15 protein-coding genes, 3 rRNA genes and 1 pseudogene are annotated in these 19,701 nt (G+C 64.4%); 7 read left to right on the top strand and 12 right to left on the bottom strand.

All coding sequences use genetic code 11. The features are described from left to right. Positions 1 to 92 precede the first annotated feature (92 nt). The 4 genes from rrf to ASE16_RS04950 form a co-directional block, all read right to left on the bottom strand. Positions 93 to 209 (bottom strand): 5S ribosomal RNA (gene rrf / locus ASE16_RS04965). A gap of 136 nt (positions 210 to 345) precedes the next feature. Beyond that, a 23S ribosomal RNA gene (locus ASE16_RS04960) occupies positions 346 to 3,462 on the bottom strand. Positions 3,463 to 3,910: 448 nt separating this feature from the next. Then, a 16S ribosomal RNA gene (locus tag ASE16_RS04955) occupies positions 3,911 to 5,434 on the bottom strand. The 16S, 23S and 5S rRNA genes sit together here, the layout of an rRNA operon. A 708-nt stretch (positions 5,435 to 6,142) precedes the next feature. After that, a complete protein-coding gene (locus tag ASE16_RS04950) occupies positions 6,143 to 7,570 on the bottom strand; it encodes an MFS transporter (RefSeq protein ID WP_055891302.1) in 1,428 nt (475 codons plus the stop codon). A gap of 204 nt (positions 7,571 to 7,774) precedes the next feature. Between ASE16_RS04950 and ASE16_RS04945 the strand changes: the two genes are divergently transcribed. Further along, the gene (locus ASE16_RS04945) at positions 7,775 to 8,155 is read left to right on the top strand and encodes a DUF488 domain-containing protein (protein WP_055891298.1); all 381 of its coding nucleotides are present in this window, start codon (positions 7,775 to 7,777) and stop codon (positions 8,153 to 8,155) included. Beyond that, positions 8,152 to 8,727, top strand: coding sequence for a mismatch-specific DNA-glycosylase (locus ASE16_RS04940; protein ID WP_055891296.1), 576 nt, complete (start codon positions 8,152 to 8,154; stop codon positions 8,725 to 8,727). The genes ASE16_RS04945 and ASE16_RS04940 overlap by 4 nt, the downstream gene beginning before the upstream one ends. 29 nt (positions 8,728 to 8,756) lie before the next feature. Here ASE16_RS04940 and ASE16_RS04935 read toward each other — a convergent pair whose 3' ends face one another. Both ASE16_RS04935 and ASE16_RS04930 read right to left on the bottom strand, forming a co-directional pair. Continuing rightward, positions 8,757 to 9,221: a hypothetical protein gene (locus ASE16_RS04935; RefSeq protein WP_055891294.1), complete on the bottom strand. Its 465-nt coding sequence runs from the start codon at positions 9,219 to 9,221 to the stop codon at positions 8,757 to 8,759. Positions 9,222 to 9,339: 118 nt separating this feature from the next. After that, positions 9,340 to 9,924 (bottom strand): GNAT family N-acetyltransferase, encoded by a 585-nt coding sequence (locus tag ASE16_RS04930; protein WP_235500360.1) that lies wholly within the window; start codon positions 9,922 to 9,924, stop codon positions 9,340 to 9,342. A gap of 71 nt (positions 9,925 to 9,995) precedes the next feature. Here ASE16_RS04930 and ASE16_RS04925 point away from each other — a divergent pair, with 71 nt between their 5' ends. The 4 genes from ASE16_RS04925 (at position 9,996) to ASE16_RS04910 (ending at position 12,896) form a co-directional block, all read left to right on the top strand. Then, on the top strand, positions 9,996 to 10,448 hold the full coding sequence (locus ASE16_RS04925; protein ID WP_200949550.1) for a MarR family winged helix-turn-helix transcriptional regulator: 453 nt from the start codon (positions 9,996 to 9,998) through the stop codon (positions 10,446 to 10,448). A 20-nt stretch (positions 10,449 to 10,468) separates the two neighbouring features. Then, entirely contained in the window at positions 10,469 to 10,891 is a 423-nt protein-coding gene (locus ASE16_RS04920) for an organic hydroperoxide resistance protein (protein WP_055891293.1), read from the top strand. A gap of 29 nt (positions 10,892 to 10,920) precedes the next feature. Further along, the gene (locus ASE16_RS04915) at positions 10,921 to 11,898 is read left to right on the top strand and encodes a zinc-binding dehydrogenase (RefSeq protein WP_157480154.1); all 978 of its coding nucleotides are present in this window, start codon (positions 10,921 to 10,923) and stop codon (positions 11,896 to 11,898) included. Between the two features lie 80 nt (positions 11,899 to 11,978). Continuing rightward, the gene (locus ASE16_RS04910; RefSeq protein ID WP_235500359.1) at positions 11,979 to 12,896 is read left to right on the top strand and encodes a LysM domain-containing protein; all 918 of its coding nucleotides are present in this window, start codon (positions 11,979 to 11,981) and stop codon (positions 12,894 to 12,896) included. Between the two features lie 73 nt (positions 12,897 to 12,969). On the opposite strand, the gene ASE16_RS04905 is transcribed toward ASE16_RS04910, so the two are convergent. Together ASE16_RS04905 and ASE16_RS04900 are read right to left on the bottom strand one after the other, a co-directional pair. Next, positions 12,970 to 14,694 carry an ABC1 kinase family protein gene (locus ASE16_RS04905; protein ID WP_055891288.1) on the bottom strand — a complete coding sequence of 575 codons (1,725 nt, stop codon included), beginning with the start codon at positions 14,692 to 14,694 and terminating at the stop codon, positions 12,970 to 12,972. 5 nt (positions 14,695 to 14,699) lie between these two features. After that, the gene (locus tag ASE16_RS04900) at positions 14,700 to 15,263 is read right to left on the bottom strand and encodes a PadR family transcriptional regulator (protein ID WP_055891285.1); all 564 of its coding nucleotides are present in this window, start codon (positions 15,261 to 15,263) and stop codon (positions 14,700 to 14,702) included. Positions 15,264 to 15,460: 197 nt separating this feature from the next. On the opposite strand from ASE16_RS04900, the pseudogene ASE16_RS04895 reads away from it, so the two are divergent. Continuing rightward, positions 15,461 to 15,637, top strand: a pseudogene (locus ASE16_RS04895) (YegP family protein); the annotation flags it as partial. A gap of 12 nt (positions 15,638 to 15,649) precedes the next feature. Here ASE16_RS04895 and ASE16_RS04890 read toward each other — a convergent pair. Genes ASE16_RS04890 through ASE16_RS04875 form a run of 4 tightly spaced genes read right to left on the bottom strand, consistent with a single transcriptional unit; the run spans position 15,650 to position 19,698 of the window. Continuing rightward, entirely contained in the window at positions 15,650 to 16,921 is a 1,272-nt protein-coding gene (locus ASE16_RS04890) for an MFS transporter (RefSeq protein WP_055891277.1), read from the bottom strand. Beyond that, the gene (locus ASE16_RS04885) at positions 16,918 to 17,886 is read right to left on the bottom strand and encodes a sugar phosphate isomerase/epimerase family protein (RefSeq protein ID WP_055891274.1); all 969 of its coding nucleotides are present in this window, start codon (positions 17,884 to 17,886) and stop codon (positions 16,918 to 16,920) included. The genes ASE16_RS04890 and ASE16_RS04885 overlap by 4 nt, the downstream gene beginning before the upstream one ends. Before the next feature lie 34 nt (positions 17,887 to 17,920). After that, complete coding sequence (locus ASE16_RS04880; RefSeq protein WP_235500358.1) at positions 17,921 to 18,751, bottom strand: carbohydrate ABC transporter permease; 831 nt, start codon at positions 18,749 to 18,751, stop codon at positions 17,921 to 17,923. Further along, complete coding sequence (locus ASE16_RS04875; RefSeq protein ID WP_055891271.1) at positions 18,748 to 19,698, bottom strand: carbohydrate ABC transporter permease; 951 nt, start codon at positions 19,696 to 19,698, stop codon at positions 18,748 to 18,750. The genes ASE16_RS04880 and ASE16_RS04875 overlap by 4 nt, the downstream gene beginning before the upstream one ends. Positions 19,699 to 19,701 lie beyond the last annotated feature (3 nt).

Raw genomic sequence — 19,701 nt, 5'->3', positions numbered from 1 at the left:
GGCCTACGTCGTTCCCGACGCCCTGTTGTGTTGTGATGTTGGTTGTTAAATGCGAAATGGCCACCCGGTGGGTGGCCATTTCGTGAAAAGAAGTCCGGCGGTGTCCTACTCTCCCACAGGGTCCCCCCTGCAGTACCATCGGCGCAGAGAGTCTTAGCTTCCGGGTTCGGAATGTGACCGGGCGTTTCCCTCTCGCTATGGCCGCCGAAACACTATTGATGTATCAAAGTGAACGGACCAATCAGCTGATTGGTTCGGTTCTCGACCGTACATCGAGAACCACATAGTGGACGCAAGCAATCTTTGGCCTCACACACCAGCCTTACAACATGTGTGTGAGTAGTGATCATCAAGTTATCGGCTTATTAGTACCGGTCAGCTCCATGGGTCTTTAGTCCCCACTTCCACATCCGGCCTATCAACCCAGTAGTCTAGCTGGGAGCCTCTCGCCCGAAGGCATGGAAATCTCATCTCAAGGCCGGCTTCCCGCTTAGATGCTTTCAGCGGTTATCCATCCCGAACGTAGCTAATCAGCGGTGCTCCTGGCGGAACAACTGACACACCAGAGGTTCGTCCAACCCGGTCCTCTCGTACTAGGGTCAGATCCTTTCAAATTTCCTACGCGCGCAGCGGATAGGGACCGAACTGTCTCACGACGTTCTAAACCCAGCTCGCGTACCGCTTTAATGGGCGAACAGCCCAACCCTTGGGACCTACTCCAGCCCCAGGATGCGACGAGCCGACATCGAGGTGCCAAACCATGCCGTCGATATGGACTCTTGGGCAAGATCAGCCTGTTATCCCCGAGGTACCTTTTATCCGTTGAGCGACAGCGCTTCCACAAGCCACTGCCGGATCACTAGTCCCGACTTTCGTCCCTGCTCGACTTGTCAGTCTCACAGTCAAGCTCCCTTGTGCACTTACACTCGACACCTGATTGCCAACCAGGTTGAGGGAACCTTTGGGCGCCTCCGTTACTTTTTGGGAGGCAACCGCCCCAGTTAAACTACCCACCAGGCACTGTCCCTGAACCGGATTACGGTTCGAAGTTAGATATCCAGAGTGACCAGAGTGGTATTTCAACAATGACTCCACCTGAACTAGCGTCCAAGCTTCACAGTCTCCCACCTATCCTACACAAGCCACACCGAACACCAATACCAAGCTGTAGTAAAGGTCACGGGGTCTTTCCGTCCTGCTGCGCGTAACGAGCATCTTTACTCGTAGTGCAATTTCGCCGAGTTCGCGGTTGAGACAGCTGGGAAGTCGTTACGCCATTCGTGCAGGTCGGAACTTACCCGACAAGGAATTTCGCTACCTTAGGATGGTTATAGTTACCACCGCCGTTTACTGGGGCTTAAATTCTCAGCTTCGCCTTGCGGCTAACCGTTCCTCTTAACCTTCCAGCACCGGGCAGGCGTCAGTCCGTATACATCGTCTTGCGACTTAGCACGGACCTGTGTTTTTAGTAAACAGTCGCTTCCCACTGGTCTCTGCGGCCGTCAAACGCTCCCGGAGCAAGTCCGTTCACGCCTCAGGCCCCCCTTCTCCCGAAGTTACGGGGGCATTTTGCCGAGTTCCTTAACCACGATTCTCTCGATCTCCTTGGTATTCTCTACCTGACCACCTGAGTCGGTTTGGGGTACGGGCGGCTGGAACCTCGCGTCGATGCTTTTCTTGGCAGCATAGGATCACCGATTTCGTCACTTAAGACTACCCATCGTGCCTGGCCCTTCATGAGAGACGGATTTGCCTATCTCTCGGGTTACACACTTAGACCGGGACAACCATCGCCCGGCTCGGCTACCTTCCTGCGTCACACCTGTTAATACGCTAGCCGCACCAGCATAGGGTCGTGTGCTAGGCCCACACGTCTCAGCCCGAAGGCCTCGATCACGGGGATTCAGACACTTAGCATTACTGGATTAGCTTGGGCGGTTCTTCGCCGGTACGGGAATATCAACCCGTTGTCCATCGACTACGCCTGTCGGCCTCGCCTTAGGTCCCGACTTACCCAGGGCGGATTAGCCTGGCCCTGGAACCCTTGGTCTTTCGGAGGACGGGTTTCTCACCCGTCTTTCGCTACTCATGCCTGCATTCTCACTCGTGTAGCGTCCACGGCTGGTTCACACCGCCGCTTCACTCGCCACACGACGCTCTCCTACCCATCAACACGGCTGGACCACGAAGGCCTACCACTAATGTCAATGCCACAACTTCGGTGGCGTGCTTGAGCCCCGTTACATTGTCGGCGCGGAATCACTTGACCAGTGAGCTATTACGCACTCTTTCAAGGGTGGCTGCTTCTAAGCCAACCTCCTGGTTGTCTGTGCAACTCCACATCCTTTCCCACTTAGCACGCGCTTAGGGACCTTAGTTGGTGGTCTGGGTTGTTTCCCTCTCGACGATGAAGCTTATCCCCCACCGTCTCACTGCTGCGCTCTCACTTACCGGCATTCGGAGTTTGGCTGACGTCAGTAACCTTTTGGGGCCCATCGGCCATCCAGTAGCTCTACCTCCGGCAAGAAACACGCAACGCTGCACCTAAATGCATTTCGGAGAGAACCAGCTATCACGAAGTTTGATTGGCCTTTCACCCCTATCCACAGCTCATCCCCTCAGTTTTCAACCTAAGTGGGTTCGGTCCTCCACGACGTCTTACCGTCGCTTCAACCTGGCCATGGATAGATCACTTCGCTTCGGGTCTAGGACATGCGACTGAATCGCCCTATTCAGACTCGCTTTCGCTACGGCTACCCCTCACGGGTTAACCTCGCCACATATCGCTAACTCGCAGGCTCATTCTTCAAAAGGCACGCTGTCACCCCTACAAGGAGGCTCCAACGGTTTGTAAGCAAACGGTTTCAGGTACTATTTCACTCCCCTCCCGGGGTACTTTTCACCTTTCCCTCACGGTACTTGTCCGCTATCGGTCATCTGGGAGTATTTAGGCTTATCAGGTGGTCCTGACAGATTCACACGGGATTTCTCGGGCCCCGTGCTACTTGGGATACTCTTCACGCCATCAGAACATTTCGGCTACGGGGTTGGCACCCTCTATGACTGGCCTTTCAAAACCATTCGCCTATATTCCTCTGTAACGTTCGCTGTTCGGCAGAAGCAGCAGAAAAGTCCCACAACCCCGACCATGCAACGCCTGCCGGCTATCACACATGATCGGTTTAGCCTGATCCGGTTTCGCTCGCCACTACTAACGGAATCGCTTTTGCTTTCTCTTCCTGTGGGTACTGAGATGTTTCACTTCCCCACGTTCCCTCTACCCGCCCTATATATTCAGGCGGGAGTCACTGGGTCACCTAACGGGCCCAGCGGGGTTTCCCCATTCGGAAATCCTCGGATCAAAGTTCGTTTATCAACTCCCCGAGGCTTATCGCAGATTACTACGTCCTTCTTCGGCTCCAGATGCCAAGGCATCCACCGTTTGCTCTTAGAAACTTGAAATCACATGAGTTTTAGAATCGATCGACCCACCCCCAAAAGGGCGGATCAGATTGACCAATGATCTACCAACACCCCCCGAAGGGAATGTTGTTTGATCTTGTGATCCGAGACAACGTCTCGAATCTAAGATGCTCGCGTCCACTGTGTAGTTCTCAAAGTACGGGCGGTACCCTTCCCGCGGCCCAGTCATGGCCAACAAGAAAAGGTCCAGAGGTTCGTTTCCCGCCCATTTCGGACGAGGCCCGGTCCCTCAGGACCCAACAGCGTGCACGTGCAAACCCTCCCAGCCCGAACCGTTCCAACTCCCGAAGAAGCGTACTTGGATCAAACCGATCAGCTCTGCACCAATGTCAATGTTCCACCCATGAGCTACCAGCGAGAACATTCGTCTCGATCTGGCGCCTGGACACCAAGCGTCTAACGACACCAGGTGCCAGATGCTCCTTAGAAAGGAGGTGATCCAGCCGCACCTTCCGGTACGGCTACCTTGTTACGACTTAGTCCTAATCACCGATCCCACCTTCGACGGCTCCTTCCACAAGGGTTAGGCCACCGGCTTCGGGTGTTACCGACTTTCATGACTTGACGGGCGGTGTGTACAAGGCCCGGGAACGTATTCACCGCAGCGTTGCTGATCTGCGATTACTAGCGACTCCGACTTCATGAGGTCGAGTTGCAGACCTCAATCCGAACTGAGACCGGCTTTTTGGGATTCGCTCCACCTTACGGTATTGCAGCCCTTTGTACCGGCCATTGTAGCATGCGTGAAGCCCAAGACATAAGGGGCATGATGATTTGACGTCATCCCCACCTTCCTCCGAGTTGACCCCGGCAGTCTCCTATGAGTTCCCACCATTACGTGCTGGCAACATAGAACGAGGGTTGCGCTCGTTGCGGGACTTAACCCAACATCTCACGACACGAGCTGACGACAACCATGCACCACCTGTTTACGAGTGTCCAAAGAGTTGACCATTTCTGGCCCGTTCTCGTATATGTCAAGCCTTGGTAAGGTTCTTCGCGTTGCATCGAATTAATCCGCATGCTCCGCCGCTTGTGCGGGCCCCCGTCAATTCCTTTGAGTTTTAGCCTTGCGGCCGTACTCCCCAGGCGGGGCGCTTAATGCGTTAGCTGCGACACGGAAACCGTGGAATGGTCCCCACATCTAGCGCCCAACGTTTACGGCGTGGACTACCAGGGTATCTAATCCTGTTCGCTCCCCACGCTTTCGCTCCTCAGCGTCAGTTACGGCCCAGAGAACTGCCTTCGCCATCGGTGTTCCTCCTGATATCTGCGCATTCCACCGCTACACCAGGAATTCCATTCTCCCCTACCGCACTCTAGTCTGCCCGTACCCACTGCAGGCCCGAGGTTGAGCCTCGGGTTTTCACAGCAGACGCGACAAACCGCCTACGAGCTCTTTACGCCCAATAATTCCGGACAACGCTTGCACCCTACGTATTACCGCGGCTGCTGGCACGTAGTTAGCCGGTGCTTTTTCTGCAGGTACCGTCACTTTCGCTTCTTCCCTACTAAAAGAGGTTTACAACCCGAAGGCCGTCGTCCCTCACGCGGCGTTGCTGCATCAGGCTTGCGCCCATTGTGCAATATTCCCCACTGCTGCCTCCCGTAGGAGTCTGGGCCGTGTCTCAGTCCCAGTGTGGCCGGTCACCCTCTCAGGCCGGCTACCCGTCGTAGGCTTGGTGAGCCGTTACCTCACCAACTACCTGATAGGCCGCGAGTCCATCCTTGACCGAAATTCTTTCCACGCACAGGAGATGCCTCCGTACGTCATATCCGGTATTAGCTTCCGTTTCCGGAGGTTATCCCAGAGTCAAGGGCAGGTTACTCACGTGTTACTCACCCGTTCGCCACTAATCCCCCAGAGCAAGCTCCAGGTTCATCGTTCGACTTGCATGTGTTAAGCACGCCGCCAGCGTTCGTCCTGAGCCAGGATCAAACTCTCCGTAAATGTTTAGCTCCACAACCACCCGAAAGCGGAAGGGAAACACTGTGCGAGAAGCGGACCGGAATAGGCCCATTCTCCCCGCGAGTTGATCTGACTAGTTTCGAATATCTACTGACATTCTGTATCTAATCCAAAGGAATCTCTTGCCCAGCCGAAGCTGAACACGAGGTTTTTGGCATTTGACATTGTGCACGCTGTTGAGTTCTCAAGGATCGGACGCTCCCACCATCCCGCATCACACGGTCAAAATGGGGCAACCTGTCAACCNGTTTTTGGCATTTGACATTGTGCACGCTGTTGAGTTCTCAAGGATCGGACGCTCCCACCATCCCGCATCACACGGTCAAAATGGGGCAACCTGTCAACCCTACCACCCGAAGCTTCCTTGTCAAATCAGCCGGTCGCAACCTGGCCGCCTGAGAAAGGCAGCCGATCACACGACCGAGCACGACAATCAGCTCAGCAAGTGGAGGATAACCACCCTCGGACAATCGAGAAGAAAACCGGGGATGTGGTCCCGCTTGAGGCCGGGGAGCAGTTCCGCTCTCCCGCACCTTTGGGGTGACAAGTAAGTACTTTACGCACTACCGCGAATGCTCGCAAATCAAGGTTGCATCCCGGGCGCGTCGCGAACCTGGCACTCGATCCGTGTACGGAAAACGGCCTGATCCGGCGGCTTTCACGCCGGGTCAGGCCGCTGGGCGACGTGTGTCAGTGCAGCGACGCCGTCGCTTCGCGCGTGCCGCGAGCGTGCCTGGTCTTGCCGCCGATCAGGGTGGCGGCGATGATGGCCGCCACGACCATCCCGATCGCGGCGCCGATGAACACGGTCGAGTATCCAGAGGTGAGGGCCGGCAGCGACCGCCCGTCGTCGCCGACAGCGGCGACGTAGACAGCCGTGAACACCGAGAGGCCGATGGACCCGCCGATCTGCATCGCCGAGTTCGCCGTGGCGGACGCGGCGCCTGCGTCGTGCGGCTCGACCCCGGAGAGCGCGACGTTCTGCAGGGGGACGAAGACGAACGCCATCCCGACGCCCATCACCAGCAACGCGGGAAGCACCTGCACGACGTATGCGCCATCGAAGGTGATCCTGCTGAGCAGGAGCAGCCCGGCCGCCACGATGATCGGGCCACCCGTCATCAGTGGGCGAGGACCGATCGCCGGGAGCAGCTTGGTGGCGATCGGCGCCGTCACCATGATCGCCAGCGGAAGCGGCAGGCTCGCGAGGCCCGCTTCCAGCGGTGCCATCCCCAGCACGATCTGCAGATGGAAGGTCAGATAGAGGGTCGCGCCGATCATCACGCTGCCCGCGACGGCCTGGATGAGGAACGCTCCGCCCCTCGCTCGATCGAGAACGACGCGCAGCGGCAGGAGGGGATGGCTGGACCTGGCCTCGATCCAGACGAAGAGCGCGAGCAGGACGACGCCGGCGACGATGAACAGGATGGTGTCCGCGCGCGCCCAGCCGTTCTCGGCCAGGCTGAACCCGTAGACGAGGGAGCCGAGCCCCAGCGTGACGGTGATCGCGCCCAACACGTCGTAAGTGTTGCGTCCCTCCGCCTTGCTCTCGGTGAGGAACAGCACTCCCCCGACCACTCCCGCCACGACGAAGAACAGGTTGACCAGGAGACACCAGCGCCAGTCGGCGAACTCGGTCAGCACGCCGCCGAGCACCATGCCGACGGCAGCACCTGCTCCCGCGATCGTTCCGAACACGGCGAAGGCGGTGTTGCGTTCCTTCCCGCTCGGGAAGGTCACCGTGAGCAGGGCGAGAGCCGCCGGCGCGAGAAGAGCGGCGAACACCCCCTGCAGTCCACGCGCGATGATCAGTTCCGTGCCGTTCTGCGCGAGCCCTCCGTAGAGGGAAGCCGCGCCGAAGCCGATCATGCCGACGAAGAAGGCGCGTCGCCTCCCCCCGTAGTCCGCCACTCGCCCGCCGAGGAGCAGGAGCGCACCGAACGCGAGGGCGTACGCGGTGACGACCCACTGACGCTGCGGATCGCTGAGGCCGAGTTCCCGTTGAGCCTGGGGAAGAGCGATGTTGACGATGGTGCCGTCGAGGACCACGACGAGTTGGGTCAGCGACAGGACGACGAGAGCTAGCCAGCGATTGCGGGCGCGCACGGGTGCAGACATGGAGAAACCTCCGGGGATCGTATAAGGGATGCCGGAGGTTTCAAGCCTCGGACCGACCCCCGAGCACGGGAACCGACCGCCCTGATCAATGAATCAGGCACCGACGATTCTAGCCGATGCCCAGGGGAACCAGAGGGTGCGTGAGCGCCGGATGCGAGGATGCTGTTCACAGGGAACGGCGACGCTACAAGGGAGGAACGGCCGATGGCAACGACACCGGATGTCCGGGTGCGCCGCGTCTACGAGCAGCCAGACGCAGCGGACGGCACCAGGGTGCTGGTCGATCGGCTCTGGCCGCGCGGGGTGAGCAAAGAACGCGCGCACCTCGACGAGTGGTGCAAGGAGATCGCGCCGTCGACCGAGCTGCGAAGCTGGTATGCGCACATCCCGGATCGCTTCGGCGCGTTCGAGACGCAGTACACGGCCGAGCTCGCCGAACCGGAGCGGGCAGCGGCGCTCGACCGACTGCGGTCGATCGCGGAGTCCGGCACGCTCACCCTGCTCACCGCGACGAGGGACCCGGAGATCAGCGAGGCAGCGGTGCTCGCGCGGTTGATCCGCGAGCGACGGGAGGTCGCACCGTGAGCTTCACCAGGGCCGAGCTGCTGTCGTACACGGGCGCATCCCTGCCCGATGTGCTCAGCGACGGGGTGGAGCTCCTCTTCTGCGGCATCAATCCCGGCCTGCGCAGCGCCGCCATCGGGGCGAGCTTCGCCAATCGAGGCAACCGGTTCTGGCCTGCGCTGCACCTGGCGGGGATCACCGACCGCATCATCGACTCGTCGGCCGGATTCGATCCGCGTGACCTGGCCGACCTCGCACACCGCCGGGTAGGACTGACGACGCTGGTGAACTACGCGACGGCGAAGGCGTCGGAGCTGACCGACGCGCAGCTCATCGCGGGGCGCTCCGCACTGGAGCGGACCGCGGAGACCCACCGGCCGCGCGTGATCGCGCTGCTCGGAGTGACCGCGTACCGCACCGCTTTCGAGGAACCGCGCGCAGTGCCTGGGCGACAGCAGCAGTCGCTCGGCGCATCCACTGTCTGGGTGGTGCCGAGTCCGAGCGGCCTCAACGCGCACTACTCGCTCGCCCAGCTGGCCGCCGCATACCGTGAGGCTGCGGTGGCCGCCGGGATCGAGGTGGACGAGCGTTAGGTTCGCTCGCCGACAGGGGTCGACGCTGCTCAGCGAGTGGCGCGCGCGACCTGGTGACCGTCGATGAAGGAGCCGAGGCTCTCCTCGATGTGGAACTGGGTGTGCGAGAGTCGCGCGTCCCTGAGCTGCACCAGCTGCTGGGCGGCGCGACGGCGGGCGTTCAGCTTGGTGAGCGACACGGCGAGCTGGATGAGCACCACCGCGCCGACGACGACTCCCGCCCACGCGACGATGAAGCCGCTGGTGCCGAGGAGGCTGGAATTCAGCACGCCCCAGACCATGACGGCGTCGCCGACGATGAGGAAGGCGGCGATGGCCAGCGGCGCCCAGACGAGGGTCGCCGGGCTCGCGGCGAGCAGCGCCCGTGCTTCAGCGAGCTCGCGCTCCTGCTGGCGTCGGCGGTCCTTCGCCCACTGCAGATCGCGCTCGTGACGGCGGAGCTGTCGTCGCGCCTCGTCGTGGGCATGGTTGTAGGAAATGGTGTTCGGGTTCACAGCGTGTCCTTCGGGTTGACGTGACTGCGTTTCGGTCAGAGCCTAGCCAGAATGGACCGTCTGTGGGTCAAATGGAGGACACGTCTTTGTACCCCAGTTCGGGCGACACGCCCGGGGGTCAGCCGAGGAAGGTCGGGCGTGGGTCCGAACTCAGCACCGACATCAGAATCGAGTCGACCCACTCGCCGTCCCAGAACAGGGTGTGCCGCTGGCGCCCCTCTGCCACGAACCCGACCTTCTCGTATGACCGCTGGGCGCGCGGATTGAAGGAGAAGACGTCGAGGTAGACGCGGTGCAGCCCCAGCTCGCCGAACGCGTGGTCGAGCACGACGGTCGCCGCCTCCGTTCCGAAACCGCGACCCGGAGCGCCGGGCGCGAGCGCGATCCGGAAGTTCATCGACGCGTCCGTTTCGTCCAGCTCGTTCAGGACGATCTCGCCGAGGTATTCTCCCGACGCCGACTCGACGATTGCCCAATCGGCCCGGTCCGGGGCGGACGGAACCGCCGCGAGGTGGCGGGCGACCGCATCAACCTCGAAGTGTGTGCGCGTGCCCGTCAGTCGCATGGTCTCGTGGTCCTGGAGGCCCGGCCAGATGGCGTCCAGATGTTGCGGGCCGAGCGGCTCCAACCGGACGCGCGGGCCGCTCAGAGTATTGACCTTCGCGAGCAGGGTCGTGTCGACAGTGGGGAGCGACTCGGTCACGGTCCGACAGCCTAGCTCGCACATGGGGTCGATAGGTTGTGTACAACTCGATTGCGTGCAACCATGGTTGCATGCCCGTGACCGATGAGATGGTGTGCTTCTCGCTGTACGCAGCCACCCGCGCGACGACCCAGGCCTACCGCACCCTGCTCGAGCCGTGGGGCATCACATACCCGCAGTACCTCGTGCTCGTGACGCTGTGGATCGAGGGCGACCAGACGGTCTCCTCCCTCGGCGACCACTTGCAGCTCGACTCAGGGACCCTGTCCCCGCTGCTGCGCCGGATGGAACAGGCCGGGCTCGTTTCACGCGAGCGGCGTCTGCCGGACGAACGCGTGGTCACCATCACGATCGGCGACCGCGGCCGCGAGCTGAGAACCGAGCTCGCCCACATCCCGGCCAGGATCGCCGCCGGCATGGGCCTGCCGGACCAGCAGGCTGCCGCCGCCCTCATCGGAACACTCCACCATCTCACCGAGACGATGCACGCCGTGAGCGCGCAGCGTCCGGTCGAGCAGCACTGACAAGCACGAGAAAGGCAAGAATGAACGTCCTCTACACCGCAGAAGCACTCTCGACAGGAGCAGGACGAGACGGGCGGGTCGCCACCAGCGACGGCTCGTTCGCCCTCGATCTCGCCGTCCCCAAGGACATGGGCGGCTCCGGTGCCGGCACGAACCCCGAACAGCTGTTCGCCGCCGGATACGCCGCCTGCTTCCACTCCGCGCTGCAGGCTGTCGCCCGCAGCCAGAAGGTGAAGCTGGAGGACTCCTCGGTCGGTGGCCGCGTCCAGATCGGCCCGAATGGCGAAGGCGGATACCAGCTCGCCGTTCTCCTCGAGGTCGTCCTTCCCGGCATCGAGCCCGAGCAGGCGCAGGCCCTCGCGGATGCGGCACACCAGGTGTGCCCGTACTCGAACGCGACCCGCGGCAACATCGATGTCACCATCACCGTCTCGGAGGACTGACCATGACCGCTGACAAGGGCGCAGGAACGATGCGCGCACTCATCCACCCCGCCTTCGGCGACCCCGCCGCCGTGCTCGCGGTCGAGGAGCGTCCCCTCCCGGATCCAGGCGCAGGCCAGGTGCGGGTGCGGACGCTGCTCTCCCCCATCCACAACCACGACCTGTGGACCGTGCGCGGCACCTACGGTTTCAAACCATCGCTGCCTGCACCGGCGGGCACCGAAGCGCTCGGAGTGGTGGATGCGCTCGGCGACGGCGTCGACACGCTGGCAATCGGCCAGCGTGTCGTCACCGGCGGCACCTTCGGCGTGTGGGCGGAGTACTTCGTCGCGAACGCGGCCGGGCTCATCCCCGTGCCGGACGCTCTGCCGGACGAAGCAGCCGCTCAGCTCGTGTCCATGCCGTTCAGCGCTCTGAGCCTGCTGCATTCCCTGGACCTGAACGAGGGCGACTGGCTGATCCAGAACGCGGCCAACGGCGCCGTCGGGCGGATGGTCGCGCAACTCGGCGCCGCTCGCGGGATCAACGTGGTCGGACTGGTGCGCCGCGCTGCCGGCGTGGACGAGTTGCGCGCGCAAGGGATCGAACGGGTCATCGCGACGGACGGCGACGGCTGGCGCGACGAACTCGCCGCCATCACCGGCGGCGCGCCCATCACGGTCGGCATCGACTCGGTCGGCGGCTCCTCCGCGGGAGACGTCCTGTCGACGCTGGCGGTGAACGGAACACTCGTGGTGTTCGGCGCGATGGCGTCGCCCACGCTCGAGCTCGCCTCCGGAGACGTGATCTTCAAGCAGGCGACAGTGAAGGGCTTCTGGGGCAGCGTCGTCAGCAAGGAGATGGCCGCCGACGTCCGCGCAGTCCTCTTCGGCGAGCTGATCGCGCGCGTGAGCGACGGCACCCTGACGCTCCCGGTCGCCGGCACGTTCGGTCTCGACGAGATCGGAGCGGCCGTCGCGGCGAGCGACTCGCCAGGACGTGTCGGGAAGGTGCTGCTGCGCCCATGAGATCCCAGCGGGCGGTCGCGACCCTCTGTCGCTTCCGCCCGCCTCCCGGCTAGGCTCGACGGAGCCACACGGGGAGAAGCATGTTTCGCAGGGGGAAGACGGGCCGCGCCGACGCGGCCGGAACATCGAGGTTCGCGCGCCGGGTGCTGGCCGTTTCCGGCGCAGCGCTCGTCGTGCCTGCGCTCCTCACCGGATGCGCGCTGTTCGGCGGCGGTCCGGCAGCGATGCCGTCGCACACGAAGCACGCGACGCCGAAGGCAACCAGGACGCCGACATCGACCACCGCCACCGGCGCGATCGGCACGGCCACGCCGTCCGCGGCGCCCGTCCCACCCGCGACGCTGACCCCGGTTCCGCAGGGCACGGTCGTCGCAGAGGGCGACGTGGCCTCGCCCAAGGGGAGCATCCACTTCCATTACCGGATGGTCTCCAACGGCAACAACACGTATACGGCCGAGTACTCGGGCTTCACCTCGACGGTGCCTGTGCCGGTGTCGGTGACCCTGCTCGAGATCCCGCCGAGCGTCGGCGACGGTCTCACCTTCCACGGTGTGGGCGACCACCCGCTCGGCGGCCCGACGAACGCCGCCACCGCATCGACCGCGTTGCTCGGCGACGTCGGGCAGCCCTCCTACCTCGGCACCCTCGTGACGTACTCCTCTGCGCCCTCCGCCGACGGCGTACCCGTGGAGCTCGGGCCGGACAAGGTGCTTGCGGTCGAGAGCATCCACTGGTCGGTGCCGGTGCGGCCGTCGAACGTGCACCCCGTCGACGGCGGTGCACGGCCAGGCGCGAACGGTTCGGTCACGGCGACGACGGCGAGCGGGGCACCGAAACGCTACGCGATCGCGCAGGGCGACAACCCGACGGATGTGGCGGCGCGGTTCGGGATTCCGACGGAGTACCTTCTCTGGCTGAACCCCGACCTCCCTGGGGATGGCGGCAATCAGTTCCTGTACGCATCCACGTCGCTGAACCTGGACCCGGACAGCCTCTGAGCGCCGGGCGGCTCAGGGGCGGCGGCCTGCTCGGCGGCGGCTCTGCGGTGGGTTCAGCGGCGGCGGCTCGCGCTCAGCGGCGGCGCCAGCCCGAGAACAGCGCGTGCAGCAGCGGCAGCACGGACACGGCCATCAGGACAGTGCCGAAGACCGCGTCGCCCGCGCGAAGCACAGCGCCCGCGATCAGCAGGGCGCCGAACAGGACGGCGGAGATGAGTCGTCGTGCTGTTCGGTCGAGCGCCGCCACCCGCTGCTCCAGGCGCGGGGAACGTACCTCGACCGTGCCGTCCTCGACGCGGTCGAGGAGCGCATCCACACGTTTCGGCAGGCGTAGCGCGATCCCGGCGATCTCGACTGCCTGCTTCGCGATGTCCTGAACGACATTGCCGCGCTCGTCCCTGAGCAGCTGCGCCGCGTACGGCTCGACGGAGTCCCAGAGATTGAACTGCGGGTCGAGCGCGCTGCACACCCCGGAGGTCAGGGACATCGCCCGGATGATGAGCAGGAAGTTCTCGGGGAGCTGGAACGGCAGCGAGCGAACCACGTCGCCGAACTGCGCGGCGAAGTCGCGGAACTCGCGCGGGTCCACCTCCCTCAGCTCGGCGAACCCCATGCCGCCGAACCGGGCGAACAGGTGCGTCATCGCCTTCTCGAGTTCGGTGGTCTCGGCGGTCGGGAGGAGCACGCCGACGTCGCGCATCGCATCCACCAGGCCGCGCCCGTCGCGGGAGGCCGCCGCGATCAAGAGTTTGCGGAGGCCGCTGCGGGTGGTGGCAGGGACCTCGCCCATCATGCCGAAGTCGATGAAGGTGAGCTTCCACGGATGTTCGGCGGCGATTGCGCCGGGTGCGCTTGGTGCGACGGGCGTGACGAAGATGTTGCCGGGATGCGGGTCGGCGTGGAAGAAGCCGTTCGTGAACAACTGGTCGAACATGACCGAGGCGAAGACCGGCGCGACCTGCGCAGGGTCGATCCCTGCCGCCTCTAGAGAGGCGGTGTCCGTGATCTTGATCGCGGTGACGTCTTCGAGCGTGAGGACGCGCCTGGTCGTGCGCTCCCAGACCACCTCCGGCACGGCCACCCTGGCATCACCGGCGAACTGCTCGGCGAACCGTTCGGCGTTCTCCGCCTCGTGCAGGTAGTCGATCTCCTCCAGGCTGGTGTGCGCGAACTCCTCAACCAGCGCGGGCATGTCGACCCTGTCCGACACCAGCCGCACCCTGCTCAGCCAGCCGCCCACCTTGCGCAGCGCGGCCAGGTCGACATCGACGATCGCTCCGATCCCCGGTCGCTGCACCTTGATGACGACGCCGTCGAGCCCGGTGTCGGCCGCGTCGGTCGGCGCGAGCCGCGCCCGGTGCGCCTGGCCGAGGGATGCGGCAGCCACCGGCGTCTCGTCGACCTGCGCGAACGCCCTGCCGAGCGGGATGCCCAGCTCGGCCTCCGCGAGAGCGCGGATCGCGGCGAATGGCACCGGAGGGACCTCGTCCTGCAGCCCTTCCAGCTCGGTGGTGATCTCCGGGGGGAGCACATCGAGCCTGGACGACATGAACTGGCCGACCTTGATCATCAGGCCGCCGAGCTCCACCGCAAGCCCGTGGAAACGCTGGGCGAAGCGCCGCATCCGCTTCGACCTGGTGCGCTCGGCGACATTCTGCAGGCCGATGCGCGGAAGGAACAGCTCATACCACCAGGTGACGGCCAGATTCCAGCCGGCGAACCGCAGGATGCGGCGATAGCGGGCGCGCGTCGACCCCGCGCCCTGCGTGCCTGCGCGATCGGGACGAACCGACGACACCCGCGTCAGTCCTGCGCGAGGATCGCGTACAGCTTGCGACGTGCGTCGTCGAGCACGGTCGCCGCCTGATCGACCTGCTCAGGCGTGCCGGTCCTTCGCACCTGCGCCGCCGCCTGGGCGAGCTCGAACGCGGCCTTCGGCAGGGCGCCGACGCCCGGGCCGTCGCTGCCTGCGCCCGTAGACTCCCACGGGGCGGGGCCGGCAGCCTCCGCCTCTGCGCGGCCGCTGTCGGTGAGCGCGTACGTCTTGCGTCCGTTGGACTCCTCGGAGACGATGAGCCCTTCGTCGGCGAGGAGCTGCAACGTCGGGTACACCGATCCTGCGCTCGGCTTCCAGGAGCCGCCGCTGCGCTCCTCGATCTCGCGGATGATCTGGTAGCCGTGCATGGGCTTCTCGGCGAGCAGCGCGAGGACGGCGGCGCGGACGTCGCCGCGACCCATCCGTGTGTTCACGCGCTTCTCGAAGGTGGAGCGGAGCTGCTCGAACGCCTGCCACATGTTCTCTGCGGTGGCGCCGCCGCCGACTCCTGCACCGAACGGGCCGGATGTTCCGGGGAATGACGTGTTCATGATGACCTCCGTGAGGATCGCAACGATAGTTAACGATATATCGTTACGCCCCGCGGCGGTAGAGCAGATGGGCGTCGATCACCCGGGCAGCGACGCTCTCCCAGCGAGAGGAACGCACCTCTCGACGCGGATCGCCCTCGCCGATAGTGTGTGCTCGTCTGGCAGCAACCAGGCTGCAGCGACGAAGGAGACGAACGATGGCCGGGAAGTTCGAGATCTACCAGTCCAGCAACGGCGAATACCGCTTCCGGTTGAAGGCGGGCAACGGCGAGATCATTGCCACGTCGGAAGGCTACACATCCAAGGCGTCGGCGAAGAACGGCATCGAGTCCGTTCAGAACAACGCGCCAGGCGCCACCGTGGACGACCTGACGGAGTAGCCGGCTCTAGGCGGCTGCCGGTCGCGAGCGGAACAGGGCGAAGTTCCCGAGAGAGAGCAGCAGCAGCAGGACCGCCGACGCGGCCGCCACGGTCGCTGCCCCCGACGGGATGTTCGCCTGCACGAGCGCGCCTGCGATGGCGGAACCGAGCGACTGCCCGAGGATGAGGCCGGCGCCGAGCAGCGTCATCACCGTGGTGCGGTCCGCGGCGCTCGACCGGGCTGCGGCGGCGCTGAACGTCGTCACGAGCGCCGGGCCGATTCCCGCGCCGGCGGCCGCCAGGACGATCGCCATCGCTGGAAGCGATGAGACGAACGCGATGGCGAGGGCGGCGCAGGCGGTGATCGTGGCGAACACGATCGACCGCGCCTCCAGCGAGAACCGGTCAGGCAGGAACGTGACCAGTAGGGCGAACACCGCAGAGCCGACGCCAGTGCCCGCGTAGACCAGCCCCGCCAGCTGCGGGACTCCGCTGGCGCCGGCGAAGCGCGTGACATCGATGAGCGTAGAGCCGAAGAACCCACCGATGGCCAGGAGAGACAGTGCGAGCACCAGGATGCGTGGATGCGCCCACGCCCACCTCGCGCCCTTCGCCGCTGCGTGCCCTTCGCCAGGCCGGCGCGCCGCTCCGCGCACGAATCGCGCGGTCGGGTGGCAGGCGAACGCCACCCCGGCCACCGCGGTCAGGGCGGCTGCGGCGATGATCGGCACCGCGGTTCCGAACGCCAGGCTCACCACCCCGACGGCCGCGGGGCCGATGACGAAGGTGATCTCGTCGATGAATGACTCGACCCCCAGCATCGTCCTCGTCGCGGGGGTGACCTGGCTGTGCGGCAGCGTCTGCTCCGCCATCGCGGCCAATCTGCTGCGCGACATCGGCGATACCTGGGGCGATGCAAGCCCGATCACAGCGGCGGTCGCGAGCACAGCAGCTTCCTGGGCGCCGACGGTCACCAGCCAGATCAGGCAGAGCAGGGCGAGCACGTAGACCGCGATGTACGGCAGGAGCACCCTGCGCTGTCCCCACCGGTCGACGGCGCGGCCGAGGAGCGGTCCACCGACGGCGGCTCCGACGCCGATCAGCGCTGAGCACCAGCCGGAGAGCTCGTACGAGCCCGTGCTGATGACGAGGAAGCCGACGACACCGACCACCGCCATCGCGAATGGCAGCCGCCCGACGACGGCGACCGCGTAGTACGTCCATCCTGCCTCGCGGGCGAGACGGGCGAACGGGCGGTTCCACGTCGTCGGGCGGCCGCCGGCATCCGCTTCACTCATGCCGTGGCGTGCTCCTGAACGTGCTCGGTGAGCCAGCGGCTGGTGACCAGCGCGCTCTCCCATGGGTCCATCGACGCCTTGTCGACCTCGATGATGATCCAGCCGCCGAAGCCGTCCGGCAGGGCGCGGAGCACACCGTCGAGGTCGATGTCGCCGAGCCCCGGCTCGAGGAAGAGCCCGCGATCGGAGGTCGCCCGGTACGAGGCGGGCTCCCGCCTGCTCGACGCGGCGACCGACAGGTCCAGGTCTTTGAAGTGGAGGTCGACAAGACGATCGGCGTACGCCGCGAGCATCTCCTTCGCGTCGATGCCCGCCCACTCCAGGTGCCCGATGTCGAAGGACGCGCCGAGGACGGACGCGTCGATCTGCCCGAGGACATAGTCGATCTCCTCCCTGGTCTCCACCCAGGTGCCGACGTGGTTGTGCAGTCCGGGACGGATGCCCTCTTCCCGCAGCACCTCTGCCGCGTCGTTCAGGTACTCGGTCACCCGCTCGAGTCTGCTCTGGTCGAAGTCGGCACCGACCGCTGCGGCGCGCAGGGTGCGGGTGCTGCTGTCGAGCCAGTGCACCTCCGGCGCCAAGAAGATCGTCTTCAGGCCGAAGTAGTTGGACTCCTCGGCCTTGCGACGCACGCTGTCGAACCAGCGGACCCACTCGGCGCTGCCGCGCTCGAGGGTCACGCCGTGCTCCTCCGGCAGCGCGATCTGGCAGTAGCCTGGCGCGAGCTTCAGCCCGGAGTCCGCGATCATCGACGCGTAGTTCTGGAGGGTCTGGGTGTCCAGGACCTCCATCATCACTGCGTCGAAGCCCGCATCCTTGACCTGCTTGAGCACGTTCGGATAGTCGGCCAGGAAGCTGGGCTCGCGGTAGAGCCACAGGTCTTCGCTGGTGGGGTCGGACGGATCGGCCTTCACGTTGATCCACTGGATGGCGTTGAGAGCGATCTGGTCACGGCTGATGGTCATGGGATTCCTTTCTAGAGGTCCACTGGTTGTCGAACTACTTGAGGCCCGCTGTCGCGACGCCCTGGATGAAGTAGCGCTGGAGGAAGACGAACAGGATGAGCACCGGCAGCAGCACAACGACCGCTCCGGCGAGCAAAATGCCGAACGCTGTGGTGTTCGACGCCTGCGAGGCGACGGCGAGGCCGACGGGAAGCGTGTACGTGCCCTGCGACTGGGCGACGATGAGCGGCCAGAGGAAGTAGTTCCACGAGTTGAGGAACGTGAGGATGCTCACCGTGGCGATCGCGGGACCGACCAGAGGGAGGAAGACGCGGAAGAAGATGCGGAACTCCCCCGCCCCATCCACTCTGGCCGCCTCCAGCAGCTCGTCCGGCACGGACATCGCGAACTGCCGCATGATGAAGATGGACAGCGGCATCACCAGGATCGGGACGACGATGCCGGTCAGCGTGTTCACCAGCCCGAACTGCACGATCACCAGGAACTGCGGCACGAAGACGGCCACGTACGGGATGGTCATGGAGCCCACGACGGCGAGGAACACCCAGCGGCGACCACTGAAGTCGATCTTGGCGAGCGCATACCCGGCCATCGAGCTGAAGAACACGTTGCCGAGCACGGCGACGATGGACACGATGGCGCTGTTGGCGAAGTAGAGCCCGAACGACTTCTCCGTGAACAGGACGAGATAGTTCGAGAAGTTCGCGAAGGTCTCGGGGAGCCAGGCGCCCGGGTCGGAGATGAACTCGTTCTGCGTCTTGAAGGACCCGAAGAGCACCCACGCGAACGGCAGGAGCATCAGGAGCACGACGCCGACGAGCAGGAGGTACATGCCCGCGCTGCGGGCGATGGATGGCTGTCTCACTGTTTCGGCCTCAGCAATCTGAACTGGACGACGGCGACGACCGCCACGAGGATGAGCAGGATGAACGACCCGGCCATCGAAGCGGCCACGTTCCCGAACCCGAACTGCTCGTACACCCAGAGCGCGATCGACTCCGTCGAGCCGAGCGGACCGCCCTTGGTGAGCAGGTACGGCTCGTCGAAGATGTTGAGGAACGAGACGGTCATGAGCACGCTGACCAGCAGCGTCGTCGGTCGAAGGAGCGGCAGGGTCATGTTCGTGAGCCGCCTCCAGTGCCCGGCGCCGTCGATGGATGCGGCTTCGTACACCTCTTCCGGCACGGCCTGCAGCCCAGCGAGGAACAGGACCATGCAGGTTCCGATGTTGCGCCAGACGCCCAGGATGATGACCGTCGGCGGCGCCCAGGACGGGTCGCCCAGCCAGTTCGGTCCGGTGATCCCGAGCGTGGCGAGCCCGGAGTTGACCGGACCGTTGATCGTGAACGCGTACTGCCAGATGACGGCCGCGGCCACGATGTTCGTGATGACCGGCAAGTAGATGGCCGCGCGGAAGAATGTGCGCAGCCGCGCGATCCCGGTGTTCAGGATGACCGCGAGCGCGAACCCGATGCCCATGCTGAGCGGCACGCACACGACGACGAAGAGCGCCGTGTTCGCCACACTGCGGAGGAAGGTCGCGTTCGTGAGCACATTGACGAAGTTGGAGAATCCGACGAAGTCGACGGAGAACGGGTTCCTGATGTCGGCGGCGGTGATGTCGGTGAAGCTCATCCCGAGCGCGCCGAGCACCGGGATCGCGGTGAGGACGACGAACAGGATGAGGAACGGCGCGACGAACAACCAGGCGACGCCGCGCTGTTTGGCGACGCCGGGGGCTGTCGCCCTGCGCCGGGCCACAGAGGGGCGACTCGAGGCCGCCCCTCTGGTCTTGCTGATGACGGAGGTCATGGC

The organism is Leifsonia sp. Root227, from assembly GCF_001428745.1.
Taxonomy (GTDB): domain Bacteria; phylum Actinomycetota; class Actinomycetes; order Actinomycetales; family Microbacteriaceae; genus Leifsonia.
The sequence above is the reverse complement of the archived record's forward strand: the minus strand, read 5'-3'. Positions and strand labels throughout refer to the sequence as shown.